This window comes from Nitrospirillum bahiense (genome assembly GCF_007828025.1).
Taxonomy (GTDB): domain Bacteria; phylum Pseudomonadota; class Alphaproteobacteria; order Azospirillales; family Azospirillaceae; genus Nitrospirillum; species Nitrospirillum amazonense.
Window position 1 is genome coordinate 360,147 of sequence record NZ_VITO01000004.1, and the last position, 17,399, is coordinate 377,545.

The 17,399-nt window shown below is 67.5% G+C and carries 14 protein-coding genes; 3 read left to right on the forward strand and 11 right to left on the reverse strand.

What is annotated here, in order from left to right:
• Nucleotides 1-8 precede the first annotated feature (8 nt).
• The 8 genes from FBZ88_RS08460 to FBZ88_RS08495 all read right to left on the reverse strand — a co-directional run bounded on the left by FBZ88_RS08460 (nt 9) and on the right by FBZ88_RS08495 (nt 9,033).
• Nucleotides 9-1,325, reverse strand: a complete 1,317-nt coding sequence (locus tag FBZ88_RS08460) for a carbohydrate porin (protein ID WP_145616393.1) — start codon at nt 1,323-1,325, stop codon at nt 9-11.
• 196 nt (nt 1,326-1,521) lie between these two features.
• Nucleotides 1,522-2,802, reverse strand: a complete 1,281-nt coding sequence (locus tag FBZ88_RS08465; RefSeq protein WP_145616394.1) for a TRAP transporter large permease — start codon at nt 2,800-2,802, stop codon at nt 1,522-1,524.
• Between the two features lie 5 nt (nt 2,803-2,807).
• Nucleotides 2,808-3,332, reverse strand: coding sequence for a TRAP transporter small permease (locus tag FBZ88_RS08470; RefSeq protein WP_246138564.1), 525 nt, complete (start codon nt 3,330-3,332; stop codon nt 2,808-2,810).
• Between the two features lie 3 nt (nt 3,333-3,335).
• On the reverse strand, nt 3,336-4,331 hold the full coding sequence (locus FBZ88_RS08475; protein WP_145616396.1) for a TRAP transporter substrate-binding protein: 996 nt from the start codon (nt 4,329-4,331) through the stop codon (nt 3,336-3,338).
• Nucleotides 4,332-4,383: 52 nt separating this feature from the next.
• Nucleotides 4,384-5,202, reverse strand: a complete 819-nt coding sequence (locus FBZ88_RS08480; protein WP_145616397.1) for a 2-keto-4-pentenoate hydratase — start codon at nt 5,200-5,202, stop codon at nt 4,384-4,386.
• A 211-nt stretch (nt 5,203-5,413) separates the two neighbouring features.
• The gene (locus FBZ88_RS08485) at nt 5,414-6,880 is read right to left on the reverse strand and encodes a mannitol dehydrogenase family protein (RefSeq protein ID WP_145616398.1); all 1,467 of its coding nucleotides are present in this window, start codon (nt 6,878-6,880) and stop codon (nt 5,414-5,416) included.
• Between the two features lie 26 nt (nt 6,881-6,906).
• Nucleotides 6,907-7,923 carry a sugar kinase gene (locus FBZ88_RS08490; protein ID WP_145616399.1) on the reverse strand — a complete coding sequence of 339 codons (1,017 nt, stop codon included), beginning with the start codon at nt 7,921-7,923 and terminating at the stop codon, nt 6,907-6,909.
• A 189-nt stretch (nt 7,924-8,112) separates the two neighbouring features.
• Complete coding sequence (locus tag FBZ88_RS08495) at nt 8,113-9,033, reverse strand: alpha/beta hydrolase (RefSeq protein WP_211102569.1); 921 nt, start codon at nt 9,031-9,033, stop codon at nt 8,113-8,115.
• A gap of 234 nt (nt 9,034-9,267) precedes the next feature.
• On the opposite strand from FBZ88_RS08495, the gene FBZ88_RS08500 reads away from it, so the two are divergent.
• The 3 genes from FBZ88_RS08500 to FBZ88_RS08510 all read left to right on the forward strand — a co-directional run bounded on the left by FBZ88_RS08500 (nt 9,268) and on the right by FBZ88_RS08510 (nt 14,933).
• Entirely contained in the window at nt 9,268-10,860 is a 1,593-nt protein-coding gene (locus tag FBZ88_RS08500) for a carboxylesterase/lipase family protein (RefSeq protein WP_145616401.1), read from the forward strand.
• Between the two features lie 535 nt (nt 10,861-11,395).
• Nucleotides 11,396-14,284, forward strand: coding sequence for a TonB-dependent receptor (locus tag FBZ88_RS08505; protein WP_186464280.1), 2,889 nt, complete (start codon nt 11,396-11,398; stop codon nt 14,282-14,284).
• Nucleotides 14,285-14,489: 205 nt separating this feature from the next.
• Nucleotides 14,490-14,933: a hypothetical protein gene (locus FBZ88_RS08510; RefSeq protein WP_145616403.1), complete on the forward strand. Its 444-nt coding sequence runs from the start codon at nt 14,490-14,492 to the stop codon at nt 14,931-14,933.
• A gap of 55 nt (nt 14,934-14,988) precedes the next feature.
• On the opposite strand, the gene FBZ88_RS08515 is transcribed toward FBZ88_RS08510, so the two are convergent.
• The 3 genes from FBZ88_RS08515 to FBZ88_RS08525 form a co-directional block, all read right to left on the reverse strand.
• The gene (locus tag FBZ88_RS08515) at nt 14,989-16,080 is read right to left on the reverse strand and encodes an NAD(P)H-dependent flavin oxidoreductase (protein WP_145616404.1); all 1,092 of its coding nucleotides are present in this window, start codon (nt 16,078-16,080) and stop codon (nt 14,989-14,991) included.
• Nucleotides 16,081-16,269: 189 nt separating this feature from the next.
• Nucleotides 16,270-16,482 (reverse strand): SlyX family protein, encoded by a 213-nt coding sequence (locus FBZ88_RS08520; RefSeq protein ID WP_004274585.1) that lies wholly within the window; start codon nt 16,480-16,482, stop codon nt 16,270-16,272.
• Nucleotides 16,483-16,572: 90 nt separating this feature from the next.
• Complete coding sequence (locus FBZ88_RS08525; RefSeq protein ID WP_186464281.1) at nt 16,573-17,148, reverse strand: helix-turn-helix transcriptional regulator; 576 nt, start codon at nt 17,146-17,148, stop codon at nt 16,573-16,575.
• Nucleotides 17,149-17,399: the final 251 nt, after the last annotated feature.

A 17,399-nucleotide genomic window follows, 5' to 3' on the forward strand; every position in this document is an offset into this window, starting at 1 on the left:
CTTAACCCTCAAATCTCCGCATGGAACCGGAGGCCCAGCACATTCGCCGGACCCCGGTCGCGGTTGTAGGCGGGGTTGGTCATGAACTGGTAGTCCAGCGTCAGGTTGATGCCGGTCCACAGGGCGGCGCTGTAGTACGCCTCCATGATGCGCTCGCTGCTGTAGCTGAGGCGGCCATCGCCCACCAGGATGCCCAGGCCGCCGGCCGCCAGGTAGTCGCGGGCGTCGGCGTTCAGCATGTTCACGACACCCGCCAGGCCGGCGGTGTCCTTGTCGCGGCCCCAGGAGGCGCCCGTGACCGAGGCGCCGACGGACAGCGACTTGTTCACGTCGGTGAACTCATAGGCCTCCTTGCTGCCGTCATTGGCGCTGGCACGCAGGAACAGGCCCCAGTCGTCGCCCATCTGCTGTTCCGCATTCAGGGCGAAACCGGCGCGGGTGGCGTAGCGGCGGACGTCACCCGTGTCGGGCACCCCGCCGGTCAGCGCGGCCGCCCGCACGGCATCGCCGTAGCTGCCCATGTTGGCGTGGTTCTGAAAGACCAGCAGCTTCACCTTGCCGTCGCGGCCCATCAGCTGATGCCGCTCCTCCGCCTCCACCACCAGTTCATACTGGCCGAAACCGCGCACCAGGGCCTTGTCGTTGGGCTTGCGCGACAGGTCGAAGACCCCGGCGCGCAGGGTCCACCAGCTCTGCGTCCACTCCGCCGCCGCGCCATAGCTGTAGCCCCAGGCGTCGGCGGCATAGTCGAAGGCACCGCTGTCCACCACCGTCCAGTTCAGGAAGTCCTTACGCGGGTCGTGGGCATAGGTGTTGGCGTCGAAGATATCGGTGACGGAGAATTTGCCGGCGGTGATGACGATATTGTCGGCCGTGCGGCTGCCGCCCAGCTGGTTGGCGGCGGCCTCCAGCGGCTGCGCCTCCCCACCCAGATTGAAGGTCTGGCGGAAAAAGGCACGGTCCAGGCGGATGTAGGGCTCGCTCTCGCCCACCTTGTAGGCCTCGGCACTGGGGAAGCCCGCCACGCCCAGCGTGTTGCTGAGGCCGAAGCCCTGGTCGATTTCCGGGTTGGCGTAGAACTCCATGCCCGGCCACAGGCGCACGCCGGCATAGAGCGTGGCGTCCGTCGTCTCGTTGCCGCGTGCGCCCGGATCCAGGCTGTTGGCACCCCGGTAGGGGGAGCTGAAGCTGGGGTGGTACTGCTCCACCAAAGTGAACTGTCCGTGCAGGCTCCAGCTTTCCGCCTCTGGTATGTCCGCCTCGGCGGCCAGTGCCGCGCCGCAGGTCAAGGCAAGGATAGGCGTGATTGTGAGAAGCGTTTTCATTTAAATAACTCGCCCGCCGGAGCATGAATTCAACAACCGCGTTCCTTTGGCAAAGTTCCGTTACGGATTTGCGATGGGAAGCGCGGTCGTTATACGGTTTCGGCGGGCGGTATGCGCCCATACGAAGGTTTGGGCAAGTCGGGCGTTTTGTCGCAGTGCCTCTCAATTGTTCTGTTATTTCATAACGTTAGTGACGTTATTTCATAGCATTGGGCAGCCAGAGCGACAGGAAGGGTATGTAGGAGACGAGCATCAGCACCACGCCCGCCGCCAAGTAAAACGGCCAGATGGACCGCATAAGCTGGCCCACCGGCACCTTGCCGATGGCGCTGCCCACGAACAGGACGGAACCGATGGGCGGGGTGATCAGGCCGATGCCACCGTTCAGCATCATGATGACGCCGAACTGCACCGGGTCGATGCCGAAGGCCTTGGCCACCGGCAGGAAGATGGGGGTGCAGATGATGATCTTGGGGCCCATGTCCATGAAGGTGCTGAGCGCCAGCAGGATCACGTTCATGATCAGCAGCACCATCACCTTGGTGCCGGCCATGGCCTTCAGTGCGTCCACCGCCGCCGCCGGCACCTGCAGGTAGGACATCAGCCAGCCGAAGGCGCTGGCCGCCCCGATCATGAATAGGATGATGCCGGTGGTGTGGGCGGACCCGGCGCAGCACTCCTTGAAGTCGGCCCAGCCCAGGCGGCGGTAGACCGCGACCGTGACGATGACGGCGTAGACCACGGCGATGGCGGCACTCTCCACTGCCGTGAAGATGCCGGCGCGCACGCCGCCGAACACCAGCACCACCAGCAACAGGCCGGGGCTGGCGGAGATCAGGCGCCGCACCACCGCCGTCATGCCGGGGAAGGGCTCGACCGCATACCCGCGCTTGGCCGCGATCAGGTAGGCCGTGACCATCAGGGCGATCGCCATCACCACGGCGGGCAGGATACCGGCGGCGAACAGGTCGGCGATGGAGATGCCGCCGCCGCCCGCCGCGGAATAGAGGATCATGTTGTGCGAGGGCGGCACCATCAGCGCCACCAGGGCGGAGGTGATGGTGACGTTGACGGCGTAGTCGCGGTCGAAACCGCGCGCCACCATCTGCGGGATCATGGTGCCGCCGATAGCCGAGGCGTCGGCGATGGCGGAGCCGGAGACGCCGCCGAAGAAGGCGGAAGCCAAGACGTTCACCTGGCCCAGGCCGCCCCGCAGATGCCCCACCAGGGCGGCGGCGAGGCCGATCAGCCGTTCGGAAATACCGCCGCGCATCATCAGCTCACCCGCGAAGATGAACAGCGGGATGGCGATCATGGCGGTTGAACTGATGCCCGAGGTCATCTGCTGCACCAGCACCATCGGCGGCAGGCCCAGGGTGGCGATGGCGGCGACGGACGCGGCGGCGAGCGAGAAACCGACCGGCACACCCAGCAGCAACAGGACGGCGAAGGCGCCGAAGAGGACGGCGATATCCATGGCGCTCAATCCTCCACAACCAAATGATCGGGGGTGGGCAGCGGCACCACCAGCCGCTCCGCCGCGAACAGGGCGATCAGCGCCCCGCCCAGCGACAAGGGCAGGTAGTTCAGTCCCTCCGGCAATTCCGTGCCGGGCATGGCGATGGACCAGTTGTCGGCCATCAGCTCCCAGCCCCAGATGGCCAAGGCGACGCCAATGGCCAGCACCACCAGGCGGGCGAAGGCGTTGAGCGCCGCCTGCACCCGGGGCGGCGCCACCTGGGCCAGCGCGATGAAGCGGAAGTGCATCTCCCGCCGCACGGCCACGGCCGCCCCCATCAAGGCGGTGGTGGTCATGAACAGCAGGGTCAGGGGTTCGGTCCAGCCGGGGCTGTCGTTCAGGACATAGCGGGCGAAGACCTGCCAGCCTTCGGCCAGGCTCATCCCCACCATGCCGATGGCGGCCAGTACGGTGGCGGCATGGGACAGGCCAGTGAGAAGGGTGCCGGCGAGGCCCGTTGGGGCAGGTACGGCTTGGGTCGCGTGCATGGTTCAGGCCTCCTGCCGGATGCGGCGATAGAACCGGTTGCGGTCGGGGTCGGCCAGGTAGGTCTTGAGCACCGGTTCCGTGGCGCGACGGAAAGCATCCTTGTCCACCTCCGTCACCTGGACGCCATTGGCGATGCAGTGGGCCCTAGCGGCGGCCTCGTCCTTGTCCCACAGCGTGCGCATCATGGTGACGGAACGGGTGGCCAGATCTAGCACCAGGTCGCGGTCGGCGGGGGTCAGGGCGCGCAGGCTGCGTTCGGAGATGAACAGCAGTTCGGGCGACATGGAATGATGGGTTTCCGCCCAGTGGCGCGCCACCTCGAACTGGCGGGTTGAGTCCAGGCTGGGCCAGTTGTTCTCCGCCCCGTCGATCAGGTGGGTCTGCAGGGCGGTGAACACCTCGCCGAAGGACAGCGGCGTGGGGTTGGCTCCCATGGCCTGGGCCATGGACATGAAGATGTCGGACAGGGGCACCCGGATCTTCATGCCGCGCAGGTCGCCCGGTTCATGCACCGGCCGGCGGCCGTTGTAGATGCATCGCGCGCCGCTGTCATAGAAGCAGGCGGCCACCAGGCCGCGCTGGCTCAGGGCCGCCAGCAAATCCTTGCCCACCGCGCCGTCCAGCGCCCGGCGCATGTGTCCCACGTCGTCGAACACGTAGGGCAGCGTCAGCACGCCGGAGACGGGGAAGATGTTGGTCAGCGCCGCGAAGTTCACGCGGGTGAAGTCCAGCGCGCCGTAGCGGGTCAGGTCTATGGTGTCGTTCTCGCGCCCGATCTGGCCGGAGTGGTAGACGCGCATGGACAGGCGCCCGCCCGTCTCCTTGGACAGTTGCTCCCCGATCCACTGGATGGCCTGGACGGTGGGGTAGTCCTGCACGTGCACGTCGGACGCGGTGAAGGTGCCGGGCGGCGGGGCGCCGGCCCGGGCCTTGCCGCCGGCGAGCGCGACGGTAGCACCGGCGGCCATGCCCTCCAGCAGTTGTCGGCGCTTGATCAATCCATCCTCCCGTTCGCTTATTTCTTGTAACCCTGGCGGTGTCGTTGCGCCGTCAGGGGGGGCCATCGAGGGGCGTCGCCGGTATTGCCCTGCAGTGCAGGACACCATCGGGGCCGAAGTCCACCTTGGCCGTTTGGCCGGCCACGATATCGTGGATGCCGGTGGTGGCGCCGGTGGACACCAGGTCGCCGCTTTTCAGCGGGCGCCCGCGCGCCGCCAGATGGCTGGCGAGGAAGCGCAAGGCCGACAAGGGGCCGCCGGGGATGGACGGCGCGCCACCCACGCCCACGCGGACATCGTCGATGACAGTCTCGCAGCGCATGCTGTCCCAGCCGCGTGCGCGCCAATCAGCGATCTCCGGGCCCAGGATCAGGCCGGCATTGTTGCCGAAGTCCGATACCACCACGGGCGGCCCCAGATCGTTGATGGTGGCGAGCGGGCTGCCCGCCGGCTCAATGCCGATGTGCAAGGCCGCCACCAGATCCGCCGCCTCATCCTCCGTCCACACGGTCTTCCCAGCAGGCGCGTCGGCACCAAGGCGGAAAACGTATTCGGCCTCCACGGCAGCGAAGCCGCCAACGAAGGTGGGGAAGGGTGTCACGGCGCCGTCCTCGGCCGGCCAGACGTTGCGGGCGAAGATGGGGCCGGCCAGGCGTGGCTCGCCCAGCGTCTCCTCCCAATCGGGGGGAATGCGGCCGATCTTCCAGCCGGCGATGCGGTCGGGCCATAGGCCGATGGCCACCTCCTGCGCGGCATAGCCCTGGGCCAGGTCTATGGGCGCGGGCCCCGGATAGCCGGCCAGGAAACGCGCCGCCCGGCGGGCCGCGACGAAAGCGGCGGCGGCTTCGGCGGGGGAATAGGCGGCGGTCATGGCCGCACCCCTCGCAGGCAATTCTTACCCTGCCAAATCCTGTTCCGGACGATGGCTGCCGCAGCGGCAGGCACGGCACGCCGAGCCATGGTCGACCCTCCCTGGGATCCCGTCATTTCTTGTCCATCGTGTCTAAAGGAAACCGGTGTCATTTACAAGCCAACTCTGAGGCCGGGTGGAACTCACCCGGCCTCAGCTTGTCATTGCAGGCTTACAGGGCCGCGACGGCGGCCAGCACCGCGTCACGCCCACCATCGCCCAGGCGGGCATAGGCGTCGGTCAGCGCGGCGCGGAAACGGGTGTCGGTGGCCAGCGCCGGCGCGAACATCACCTCCAGCGCCAGGAAGTGGTCCACGTCGGCGCGCGTGCCGTCGCAGCGGCCGCCGATGTCCAGCAGGGTGGGGGCCAGCGGGTCGGTCAGGCCGGCGCCCTCGGCCGCGCGGCGGCGGACGAAGTGCATCCAGCCGGCGACCACCAGGGCGGGGCGGGATATCGACAGGCCCTGGGCCAGCCGTTCCTCGATCACGCCGAACAGGCGGTAGGGCAGCTTCTGCGACCCGTCCCAGGCGATCTGGGCCAGCAGGTGGCGGATGGCGGGGTTGCGGAAGCGCTCTAGGATTTGCCCGGCGTACACGGTCAGGTCGTAACCGGCCGGCGGCGTCACCGTGGGTAGCACGTCCTGCAGCATCAGCCGCTCCAGGAAGCCCGCCAGTTCCGGCGTGGTCATGGCGTCGGCCACGGTTTCCAGGCCCGCCAAGCCGCCGAGGTAGGCCAGGGCGGAGTGTGGGCCGTTCAGCAGGCGCAACTTGGCCCGGCCGAAGGCGCCGACATCGCTGGTCAGGATCACACCCGCCTTGTCCCAGGCCGGGCGGCCGTTGCAGAAGCGATCCTCGATCACCCACTGGGTGAAGGCCTCGCGCTGTATGGGCCAGGCGTCGGCCACGCCGGTCACGTCCAGCACCCGCTGGCGCAGGGCGTCGTCGGTGGCCGGGGTGATGCTGTCCACCATGGTGCTGGGGAAGGCGACATACTCCCGCACCCAGGCGCCCAGCTCGGCGTCCAGGGCGGCTGCGTATTGCGTCGTGGCATGGCCCAGGCGGCGCCCATTGTCCGTCATGTTGTCGCAGCTGATGACGGTGTAGGGCGGCAGGCCGGCGGCGCGGCGGCGGCGCAGGCCGGCGACGATATAGCCAATGACGCTGACCGGCGTTTCCGGGTGGGCCAGGTCATGCACGATGTCGGGGTGCGTGGTATCCAGCTCCCCCGCCGCCGTCAGGCAATAGCCCTTTTCCGTCACGGTGATGGTGACGATACGGGTGGCGGGGGCCGCCAGGCGGGCCAGGACGTGGCTTTGCGCCTCCGGCGCGCACAGCACCTCACGGATCGATCCGATGACCCGGTGGCCGATGGCGCGGTCCAGCGTCACCAGGGTGTACAACCCATCCTGCGGCACCAGGGCGTCACGCACGCCCGGGCTTTTCAGTGAAACGGCGCTGATGGTCCAATCGCCCCCTTCTAGTGCCAGGGCGTCATCCGTGTAGACGGCCTGGTGGGCGCGGTGGAAGGCGCCCGGGCCGAAATGGACGATGCCGATGCCGCACACCGCCCGGTCATAGCCGGGCCGGGCCACGGTCTCGGGCAAGGTCGGCAGGGTGGTGTTGGACAGGGATGCGGTCATCAGGCGTGGGCTCCGGAAGGCGGGTATCAGCGGCGGACGTCCAGCCCGGCGGCGTCCTGGGCCGCCAGGATGTCGGCCTCGGGCAGGGGCAGGGCGTCGCCGGGAATGGAATGTTTCAGCGCGGCGGCGGCCACGGCGAAGGACAGGGCCTGATCCGGTTCCCATCCGCGTATCAGGCCATGGAGCAGGCCCGCGGCATAGGCATCGCCACTGCCGATGCGATCGACGATGCCGGCCAGCGCGTGGGTGCGGCTCTGGTGCAGGCTGTGCCGGGTGGCGAGCTTGCCGTAGAAGTCCTGTTGGTCCACGCCGTGGTGGCTGCGCACCGTGGTGGCGATGGTCTGCAGGCGGGGGCAGGCGTCGAACAGGGCCCGGGCCGCGGCGGGGAAGCGCGCCGCCTCCTCCAGCTTGTCCACATCCAGGTCCAGCAGCAGGGCGGCGTCGCGCTCGTTGGCGAACAGCAGGTCGCACTGCTCGATGAAGCCGCGCAGGATGGCGGGGGCGTTGCCGCCGCGCGCCGTCCACAGCTTCTGCCGATAGTTGCAGTCGAAGGAGATCTTGAGGCCCAGGGCATGGGCGGCCTGCAAGGCGGCGCGGGCCGCCGTCTCAGCCTGGGGGCTGACGGCGGGGGTGATGCCGCAGATGTGCAGCCAGTCAGCCCCGGCCAGCAGCGCCTGCCAGTCATAGGCGGCTGGGTCCGTCTCAGCGAAGGCGGAGCGGGCGCGGTCGTAGATGACGTCGGACGGGCGGGTCACGGCGCCGGCGGACAGGAAGTACAGCCCCATGCGGCCATCGGCGTAGCGGATGCCGTCGGTGCCCACGCCGTGGCGGCGCAGCTCACCGGCGCAGGCGCGGCCGATGGCGTTGTCGGGCAGGGTGCTGACGGCGCGGACGGTGTGGCCCAGGTGGGCCAAGCCCACGCCGACATTGGCCTCCGCCCCGCCGAACAGGGCCGTCAGGCTGGGGCTCTGCAGCAGCAGCTCATGACCGGGGGCGGCCAGGCGCAGGAGCAATTCCCCGAACACCACGACATGACCACGCATCACAGGCCCGCTCATTCTCGTTCATCCATCCTGGTCGCTGCCGTGGGGGACCAAGGCCGTCCCACGCGTCCTCCCGGGCCCGTCTGTCACGCGGGCTTGCGCCACGCACTGTGCCAGCGGGGCCCGGCCGGATCAATGACCAATTGACACCGGTGACAATAAAGGTGGCCTTCCAGCGCGGAAGGACCATCACGGCATCATCCCTAGGCCACGCACCCAGGCGATGTAAAGGTCCGGCCACGCCGCGGCCGGCAACCCCGTGACGCCGCGGATGCCGAAACCGTGGCCGCCCTTCTGGAAAATGTGCAGTTCGGCCGGGACCTTGGCGGCATGCAGGGCGGCATAGAAGCGCAGGCTGTTCTCCACCGGCACCGCCGGGTCGTCGTCGGCGTGCAGCAGGAAGGTGGGCGGGGTCTGGGCGGTGACCGCGCGCTCAGTGGAGTAGGCGGCGTCCTGCGCCGGGGTGGGATCGTCGCCCAGCAGTCGGGCGCGCGATCCCTTGTGCGCGATGGCCGGATCCATGCTGGCCACCGGGTAGACCAGGGCCAGGAAGTCGGGCCGGGCGCTCTGCCGGTCCACCGCGTCCTGAGGGGCGTAGACGGGCGCGTCGAACCGCGTGCCCAGGCCGGCCGCCACATGGCCACCCGCCGACAGGCCCATGGCGCCTACCTTGCGCGGGTCCACCCCCCATTCCGCTGCCCGGGCGCGGATCAGGCGCAGGGCGCGCTGCGCGTCCTGCAGGGGCACGTCGGCGGCATGGACATGGCCGTCACCGGGCAGGCGGTAGGTCAGGACGAAGACGGTGATCCCAGCGGCGCTCAGGCGCCGGCCGATCTCATCGCCCTCCTTGTCCACCACCACCCGGAGGTAGCCGCCGCCCGGCATCACCAGCAGGGCGGTGCCGTTGGGGTGGGCCGGGCGGTAGAGCGACAGGTGCGGCCGGGTGATGCCCGTGGTGTAGCGGTCGTGCAGGGTGGCGGGATCGGCGCTACGCTCCACCACCGTCTCCTGTACCGTCACCCCCTCCGATCCCGGGCCCACGCCGGCGGGCCAGATGGGGAAGGGGGTGGGCAGATCATCGGCCAGGGCGGCACCCTGAAGCACGGTCACCAGGACAGCCCAAACGACACCCGCCGCAAAAGTCCTCTTCACAAGAGCATGGAAACCGGTGTCATATATCGGTCCGAGGTCTGGACGGGTGGCATCCATGGTGTCCTCCCTATTCTTGATCTTCGGCTATAAAAGGACGTGGGAGGAAGCATGAACCCGGGTCGACCGTTCCGCCAAGCGGAAAGTCGCGTTTCCTTGTCATCATTCGATCGCCGAGAGGCGCTGGGATTGGGTATGGCCGCCGCCGCGGCGCTGACCCTGCCGGCGCGGGCCTGGGCCGCTTCCGATCCGGTGGTGACCACCGCCTACGGCCGGGTGCGCGGCACCCGCTACGATGGCGTCCAGGTATTCAAGGGCATCCGCTACGGCGCCGACACCGGCCCCCGCCGTTTCCAGGCGCCGCAGCCGCCGGCCCCCTGGCGTGAGGTCAAGGACGCCCTGGCCTACGGCGCCGCGTGTCCCCAGACGCGGTTCGATGAACCGCAGTCCGAGGACTGCCTGTTCCTGAACGTCTGGACGCCGGAGGCCAAGGCCGGCGGCAACCGGCCGGTCATGGTCTATATCCACGGTGGCGCCTATTCCCACGGCTCCGGCAGCGACGCGCTGTATGATGGCACGCGCCTGGCTCACCGGGGCGACGTGGTGGTGGTGACCTTGAACCACCGTCTGAACGCCTTCGGCCATTTGTATTTGGGCCGCCTGGCCGGGCCGGCCTACGCCCAGTCTGGCAATGTCGGCATCCTGGATCTGGTGTTGGCGCTGCACTGGGTGCGCGACAACATCGCCGCGTTCGGCGGCGATCCCGGCCGCGTCATGCTGTTCGGCCAGTCCGGCGGCGGCGCCAAGATCGCCACCCTGATGGGCACGCCGGCGGCCCAGGGCCTGTTCCATCGCGCCGCCACCATGAGCGGCCAGCAGGTCACCGCCTCGGGACCGTTAAACGCGACCGCCCGCGCCAGGACCTATCTGGAAGCCCTGGGCCTGACGCCGGAGCGCGCGGCCGAGGCAGCCACCCTGCCGGTGGAAAAGCTGCTGGCTGCCCTGAACGCCGCCGATCCCATCCATGGCGTGGCCGGCCAAGGCATGGGCGGCTTGTACTGGGGGCCCGTGCTGGATGACCAGGTGCTGGCCCGCCATCCCTTCTATCCGGACGCCCCGGCGCAGTCGGCCGGCATCCCCATGATCATCGGCAACACCCATGACGAGACGCGGCTGCTGATCGGTGGGAGCGATCCGTCCACCTTCACGCTGGCCTGGGACCAGGTGCCGGCCCTATTGGCCAAGCATATGCGGGTGGACATCAACCCCGACCTGGTGGTGGCGGAGTATCGCCGCCTATACCCGGACTACAGCCCTAGCGACGTCTTCTTCTCCGCCACCACGGCAGGCCGCTCCTGGCGCGCCGCGGTGATGGAGGCTGAGGCGCGCGCCATCCAGGCGCAAGCGTTAGGCCAAGGGGCGGGGGGAAAGGGCGCGGCGCCGACCTACGCCTATCAACTGAACTGGGGCTCGCCCAAGGATGGCGGCAAATGGCGGGCGCCGCATACGCTGGACATTCCCCTGGTGTTCGACAACACCGGGGTGCCCGACTCGCTGTCGACCGACAATGCCGATGCCCGACTCATGGCGGAGCGGATGAGCAACGCCTTCATCGCCTTTGCCCGCACGGGCGATCCCAATGCCGGTGGTGCGCCGCGCTGGACGCCTTATACCCTGTCGGGTCGCGAGACCATGGTGTTTGATCTGGACTGGCGCCTGGAACAGGACCCGCGCGGGGCCGAGCGGCGGCTTTTCGCCCGGGTGCCTTTCACCCAGCAGGGGACCTGAGCGTCGGTAAGATAGTGCATTCCCTGACAGTTCGCCGGGGATGGCCTTACCAGGAACAAGACGGCGCCTGCGGACAACTCTTGGTGCTTGCATCGGCCGGTAACCGGTGTCATTTTAGGAACAACGGCGATGGCCAAACAGGCTTCAAAGACGCCGACATAATGGGAGGGTGTGGGAATGCCATCACGCAGGGGCATGGGCTGGGGCGCCGTTGGCGGCTGCCGCGCCCGATCGACTTTTCAAAACGCACGATCTGGATATCCGGGGGCCCGGCGGCCGCTGGCGCGCCACTGACACCGCCTGACAGCGCTCGTTCATGGCGGGCCTGCGGCCGGCTGTTACCTGCGCATTAAAAATGACACCGGTCCCAATAATGGGCCGGACGGGACGGGGAGGTCGGACGGGTGACATGACCAGGCGACAACGTCTGGTTTTTCTGGGAACACTCCGGGCCGGGGGAACAACCGGCCGGTGCTTCCCCGGGCACACGGGCCGGCAAAGCAAAACAACAAGGTTGAACGGAGGATTACGTCAAATGCTCAAGAGCGTGAGCCGGACGCGGCGCCACACACTGTCCACCCGCGTGTCCCAGGTGGCGTTGCTGCTGGCCTTGGCAGCGGGGGGAACTGGTGCTGCCCATGCCGCCGACCAGGCGGCGGGGCAACCCGCGGCGCCGGCCGAACAGGCGACCCAGGCGCCGCAGTCGGCGCCCCAAGGCGAAACGGCAGCCCCGGGCGGCGGCGATGGGCTGGAGGAAATCATCGTCTCGGGCTTCCGCCGCAGCCTGAACGTGGCCCTGCAGGCCAAGCGTGAAAGCTCCGGTGTGGTCGACAGCATCGTGGCGGAAGACATCGCCAAGTTCCCCGACAAGAACCTGGCTGAATCCCTGCAGCGCATCCCCGGCATCGCCATCACCCGCGACGCGGGCGAAGGGCGGCAGATTTCGGTGCGCGGCCTGGGGCCGGCCTTCACCCGCGTGCGCATCAACGGCATGGACGCCATCGCCACCACCGGCAGCTCCGACGCCCAGGGCGGCAACAACCGCTCCCGCGCCTTCGACTTCAACGTCTTCGGTTCCGACCTGTTCAGCAACCTGACCGTCCATAAGACGCAGTCGGCGGACCAGGAGGAGGGTTCGCTGGGCGCCGGCGTCGATCTGTCCAGCCCCCATCCGTTGGACTTTGGCGGCTTCAAGCTGGCCATCAACGGCAAGGCCACCTACAACGATCAGAACAAGAGCAAGGAGCCCAACGGCGCCGTGCTGGTCAGCGACACCTTCGCCGACGGCAAGCTGGGATTCCTGGTGGGCCTGTCCTATTCCAGACGCGACACGCAGCAGCTCAGCTCCGAGACCACGCGCTGGGCGTCCAACGCCTCCAACGCCTCGGGCAGCTACAATGGCGGTGTCACGGCGCCGTCCTCGCTGTCCGCCGTCAACGCCCCCAACGTCTTCATGCCGCGCATCCCGCGCTACAGCGTCTATGACTACAACCAGAGCCGCGCTGGCCTGGTGACCTCGCTGCAGTGGAAGCCGGACGAGGATACCGAGATCAGCCTGGACGGCGTGTTCTCCGACCTGTGGGGCACCCGCTCGGAAAACGACTTGGAGGCCATCAGCTTCAGCCAGGCGCGCACCACGGTGGGCAGCATCGTCACCGGCAAGCCGGTCATGCAGATCGCCTCCGGCACCCTGGACGCCAACGGCAACCTGATCGCCGGCACCTTTAACAATGTCGGCATCCGGTCGGAGGCGCGCTACGACGTGCTCAGCACGCAGTTCGGCCAGGAAACGCTGAACATCAAGCACAGCTTCTCCCCCAGCTTCCGTATGAACGCGTTGGGCGGCTATTCCGTCTCCGCCTTCAACAACCCGGTGCAGACGACCATCACCCTGGATCGCACTGGCAGCAACGGCTACTCCTACGACTACCGCGCCAACAGCCGGCTGCCGGTCTTGTCCTATGGCTTCGACGTCACCAACCCGGCGAACTGGAGCCTGGTGAACGGCCTGTCCAACATCCGCCTGCGACCCAACGGCACGCAGAACACCTACGGCAACGGCGACCTGGATTTCGAATACGACATCAGCAACGAGCTGACGCTGAAGGCCGGTTTCCAGTTCAAGGACTTCACCTTCTCCACCTACAACAAGACCCGCGCCTCGGAAATCGCCGTTCCCAACCTGCCGGCGGGCGTCAGCCTGGCCAGCCTGACCAAGATCGGCGGCGGCGTCGGTGGTTTCGCCCCGGCGGGGACGCCCACCAACTGGCTGGTGGCCGACATCGACGCCTTCGCCAACGCGCTGAACATCTACAGCAAGACCGGCACCTTCTCCGTCAGCCAGACGGGCACCGGCTCGCTGGGCAGCAATTACGCGGTGGAGGAAAAGGACTACGGTGGCTACGCCCAGGCCAACTTCAAGACCGACCGTCTGGGCCTGCCCATCCGCGGCGACATCGGCGTGCGCTTTGTCACCACCGACCAGAACTCATCCGGCTATCAGGCGGTGGGCAGCACGCCCACATGGGTGACCGTGGGCACGGACTATCATGATGTGTTGCCGTCCATGAACCTGGTGGGCGACGTCACGGACGACTTCCTGGTGCGCCTGGGCTTGGCCAAGGTGATGGTGCGCAACGACCTCAGTGGCCTGAACCCCGGCGGCAGCGTCAATGTGGCCGGCACCAACCGCACGGTGACCTCGGGCAACCCCTATCTGAAGCCCATCCGCGCCAACACCGCCGACGTGTCCTTCGAATACTACTACCAGCCCGGCGCCCTGATCTCGCTGGGCCTGTTCTACAAGGACATCAACAGCTATGTGCAGACCTTGAGCGAAAACAAGGTCTACAACAGCTCAGGGCTGCCGCTCAGCCTGCTGAACGGCACCGGCCTGACCGGCAGCGAGGTGTTCACCTTCAGCACGCCCGTGAACACCAAGGGCGGCGACCTGAAGGGCCTGGAGGTGAACTTCCAGCAGCCGTTCAGCTTCCTGCCGGACTTCTGGAGCAATTTCGGCATCCTGCTGAACTACACCTATGTGCAAAGCCGCATCAATTACCTGCTGGCGGCGACCTCGACCACCACCACCCTGGCCGACCTGGTGGGCCTGTCGAAGAACGCCTACAACGGCACGCTCTATTACGACGACAAGGTGTTCAGCGCCCGCATCTCCGCCGCCTACCGCAGCGGCTACCTGACACAGGTGCCGGGCCGCAATGGCAACGACGTGGAAGGCACCAACTCCACCATGAACGTGGACTTCGCGTCCTCCTACGCCGTCAATGAGCGCCTGACCTTTATGTTCAATGCCATCAACCTTACGAACGAGTGTAATGACCAGTACGTCGGCTCGGTCAACCGCCTGAACTACTACAACTGCACCGGCCGCATCTATGAGGCCGGCTTCTCCTTCAAATACTGAGCGCTTTTTAAAAGCCGGGACGCGGGTGAGGCGGCGCCCCGGTTCTTTCCAGCCTCATGAGACCCTTCATTTGTGCTCCACCTCCCTGACGCGCGCCGGCACCCGTTCGGCGCGCGTTTTCTTTTCGGTGAAAGCGCGGATGGTTGTGCGGCCCCGGTCGGCATGGTTCACTGACCACAGGAATGGGCAGTGGATGGGGCGTGGCATGCGGCGTGCGCGGTGGCGGTATTTTGTGGGTGTCTTACTGCTGTTCGTGGCTGACTCCGTCCTGGCGCAATCCCCGACGTCAACGCCTCCACTTGCACCCCCGTCCGTACCCCCGCCGCAGATCACCTTGGCGCCCGCAGTGCCCAAGGCCGACCCGCAACCGGCGCCGGCCCCCAGGCCCCCCGAACCATCCACCCCCGAAATCATCATCCAGGCGCCGCATTTCATCCTACCTGATCCCCTGGAACAGGAGCAGTTCCTGCGGGAGGAGGCGGAGACCTGGCGTTTCAATCACCTGGAAACGTATCTGGGCGCGGATAAGGAGGACAAATACCTGCGCCTGCCGGAGATGAACACCGGCACGACACTGGACCAGCGCTACCTGGGCACCCTGCTCCATCCCTGTAAAATCAACAAAGACCACGTCCTCACGTGCCGGTGACGGCCGTCCAGATGGCCCCCCCCGCTGGCGCTCAGCTTGACGGTCCCGCTGACGCTCAGCGGCCGCTGATCTGATGGGCGCCCAGGCGGGCCAGCGCCTCCGCCGCCAGCGCCCGCGTCAGGTCGCCGGCGGGCAGGGCGCGGCCCAGGCGCGCCGCTTGGCCGGCCCATTGGTTGGTGAAATCGCCGGATCCGACCGCCTCGGCCTTGGCGCGCAGGGGGGCGAGGGCCCCGCCGGCGGTGGGGAAGGCGGTGGGCGCGTCGGACAGGGGGCCGACCTCGCGCATCAGACGGTTGATGAGGCCACGCGCGGGGCGGCCGGTGAACAGGTTGGTCAGGGCGGTGCCGTCATCCGTGGCGCTCTCCAGCGCCTGGCGGTGCACCTCGGGAATCTTGATCTCCGGACAGAACAGGTAGGCGGTGCCGATCTGCACGGCGGAGGCGCCCAGAGCCAGGGCGGCCACGATGCCACGCGCATCCGCGATGCCGCCGGCGGCGATGACGGGGACCGAGACGGCGTCCGCCACCTGAGGCACCAGGGCGAAGGTGCCGACTTGCGTCGCCATGTCGTCCGACAGGAAGTTGCCCCGGTGGCCGCCGGCCTCCAGCCCCATGGCGATGACGGCGTCGACGCCGTGATGTTCCAACCAGCGCGCCTCCGCCACCGTGGTGGCGGAGGCGATGACCTTGGCGCCGGTGGCCTTCACCCGCTCGACCAGCAACTTGCCGGGCAGGCCGAAATGGAAGCTGACCACCGCCGGCTTCACCTCCTCGACCAGGGCGCAGAAATCGGCGTCGAAGGGCGTGCGGCCGCCGACCGGAGGCGTGTCGGCGGGATCGAGGCCCAACTCGACATAATAGGGCGCCAGCCGGGCGCGCCATGCCATCAGGCGGGCCGGGTCCGGCACCGGCGGGGTGTGGCAGAAGAAGTTGAGGTTGAAGGGCCGGCTGGTGCCGTGCCGCACCTCGGCTACCGCGGCCTTCAGGCCGTCCAGGGTGTATTGGGCACCGGGCAGGGCGCCCAGCCCGCCCGCCGCGCTGACCGCCACCGCCATCGCCGGCGTGCTGGCGTTGGCCATGGGGGCCTGCAGGATGGGATGATCGATGCCGAACAGGTCCAGGATGCGGCGGTTGGGCCAGGCGGTCATGGGGCACGCTCCCTCGGTCGGTGGCGACATGCCCGGGATGTCGGCCTCGAGCATGTCCCCAAGCATGTATGGATTCCGCCGTCAGCTTGCCACGGATGACGTGGACGCTGGCGGCGAAATCGGTGGGATATCCTCAAGACAATGGCGCGAAGACGCGGCGGATGTGGCTGGTGATTCCAGTAAAGCGTCTTAGTAATGCGGCGGCGGCTTTTCGTCCTGGGGGGAGGGGCGCCAGCCTCCCTCCGCCTCCTGCAGGCGGGCCAGCAGCCGGCGCACGCGGGCGGTCAGCATGTCGATCATCTGGCCCTGGTCCGCCACCACCTGCGACAGTTCCTCCGCCATGCGCTCATGGTGGGTGATGCGCATCTCCAGGTCGATAAGGCGCTGTTCGACGGAATCCATGGGGGTGGTCCTAAAGGGATGATGGCGCCTCTATAGCACCACGGGCCCTCGGACCTCTCGAGATTATTTTGCCGGTGCCGGATGGGCCGATCAGGCGGCCTGCGGTTCGCCGGTGGCCGTCGCGTCGGCTCGCGGATCAGGGCGCTGATCGGGGGATTCCTGCTGCACGCGACGCCGCCAGGCTGCCGGCGTCACCCCCATGGTCTGCCGGAACAGCCGTGTCAGGTGCGCCTGGTCGGCCAAGCCACAGGTCAGCGCGATGTGGGAGAGCGGTTCCGCCGTGCTCGTCATCAGGTGCTTGGCTTGTTCCATGCGCCGATGGATGACGTATTGGGTGAAGGGCACGCCGAAGGTGATGCGGAAGGCGCGCGAGAAATAGCTGGTGCTGAGGCGGACCAGCACCGCCACGTCACGGATACGGATGGGCGCGGCCAAATGGTCATGGATGTACGTTTCGACCCGGCGCATCTGCCAAGGCACCAAGCTGCCGGCGAGCGGCGGCGCATCGACCGTCAGGTCGCGCAGCATATCCGCCGCCCGCTGCAGGCAGGTGGCCGCGGCGGCGCTGTCATTGTCCAGGAGAGTCAGGGCGTTGCGCAGCAAGGTGGTAATCTCATCCCGGCGCCGCGCGCAAGCGGTGGCGGGCCCCGGTACGACGGTCAGCATGATTTCATCCCCGGATTGATCCCGGGCCATTGTCGGCACTTTTGCCGACCGCTGTCGAATAAATGAGTGCAAATCGATGCAAGCCGGCGGCCGGCCGAACACCATGGCACGACATCCACATCCTGGAGAATTCAGTTATTAATTTCCATAATCTTACTTATCGGTTTTTGGTATGTAGGCGGGTGGACTCAAAAACGAAGTGCGACTTTCCAACGTTCTCAGTGAGTTGGACAGGAGGTCGCAGATGGGGT

Bases quoted from the DNA above. Each gene is read 5' to 3' on its own strand.
- FBZ88_RS08510 (WP_145616403.1), top strand. From the start codon at position 14,490: ATGCGGCGTGCGCGGTGGCGGTATTTTGTGGGTGTCTTACTGCTGTTC.
- FBZ88_RS08520 (WP_004274585.1), bottom strand. From the start codon at position 16,482: ATGGATTCCGTCGAACAGCGCCTTATCGACCTGGAGATGCGCATCACC.
- FBZ88_RS08480 (WP_145616397.1), bottom strand. From the start codon at position 5,202: ATGACCGCCGCCTATTCCCCCGCCGAAGCCGCCGCCGCTTTCGTCGCG.
- FBZ88_RS08505 (WP_186464280.1), top strand. From the start codon at position 11,396: ATGCTCAAGAGCGTGAGCCGGACGCGGCGCCACACACTGTCCACCCGC.
- FBZ88_RS08500 (WP_145616401.1), top strand. From the start codon at position 9,268: ATGGCCGCCGCCGCGGCGCTGACCCTGCCGGCGCGGGCCTGGGCCGCT.
- FBZ88_RS08515 (WP_145616404.1), bottom strand. From the start codon at position 16,080: ATGACCGCCTGGCCCAACCGCCGCATCCTGGACCTGTTCGGCATCGAT.
- FBZ88_RS08465 (WP_145616394.1), bottom strand. From the start codon at position 2,802: ATGGATATCGCCGTCCTCTTCGGCGCCTTCGCCGTCCTGTTGCTGCTG.
- FBZ88_RS08470 (WP_246138564.1), bottom strand. From the start codon at position 3,332: ATGCACGCGACCCAAGCCGTACCTGCCCCAACGGGCCTCGCCGGCACC.
- FBZ88_RS08460 (WP_145616393.1), bottom strand. From the start codon at position 1,325: ATGAAAACGCTTCTCACAATCACGCCTATCCTTGCCTTGACCTGCGGC.
- FBZ88_RS08490 (WP_145616399.1), bottom strand. From the start codon at position 7,923: ATGCGTGGTCATGTCGTGGTGTTCGGGGAATTGCTCCTGCGCCTGGCC.
- FBZ88_RS08525 (WP_186464281.1), bottom strand. From the start codon at position 17,148: ATGCTGACCGTCGTACCGGGGCCCGCCACCGCTTGCGCGCGGCGCCGG.
- FBZ88_RS08485 (WP_145616398.1), bottom strand. From the start codon at position 6,880: ATGACCGCATCCCTGTCCAACACCACCCTGCCGACCTTGCCCGAGACC.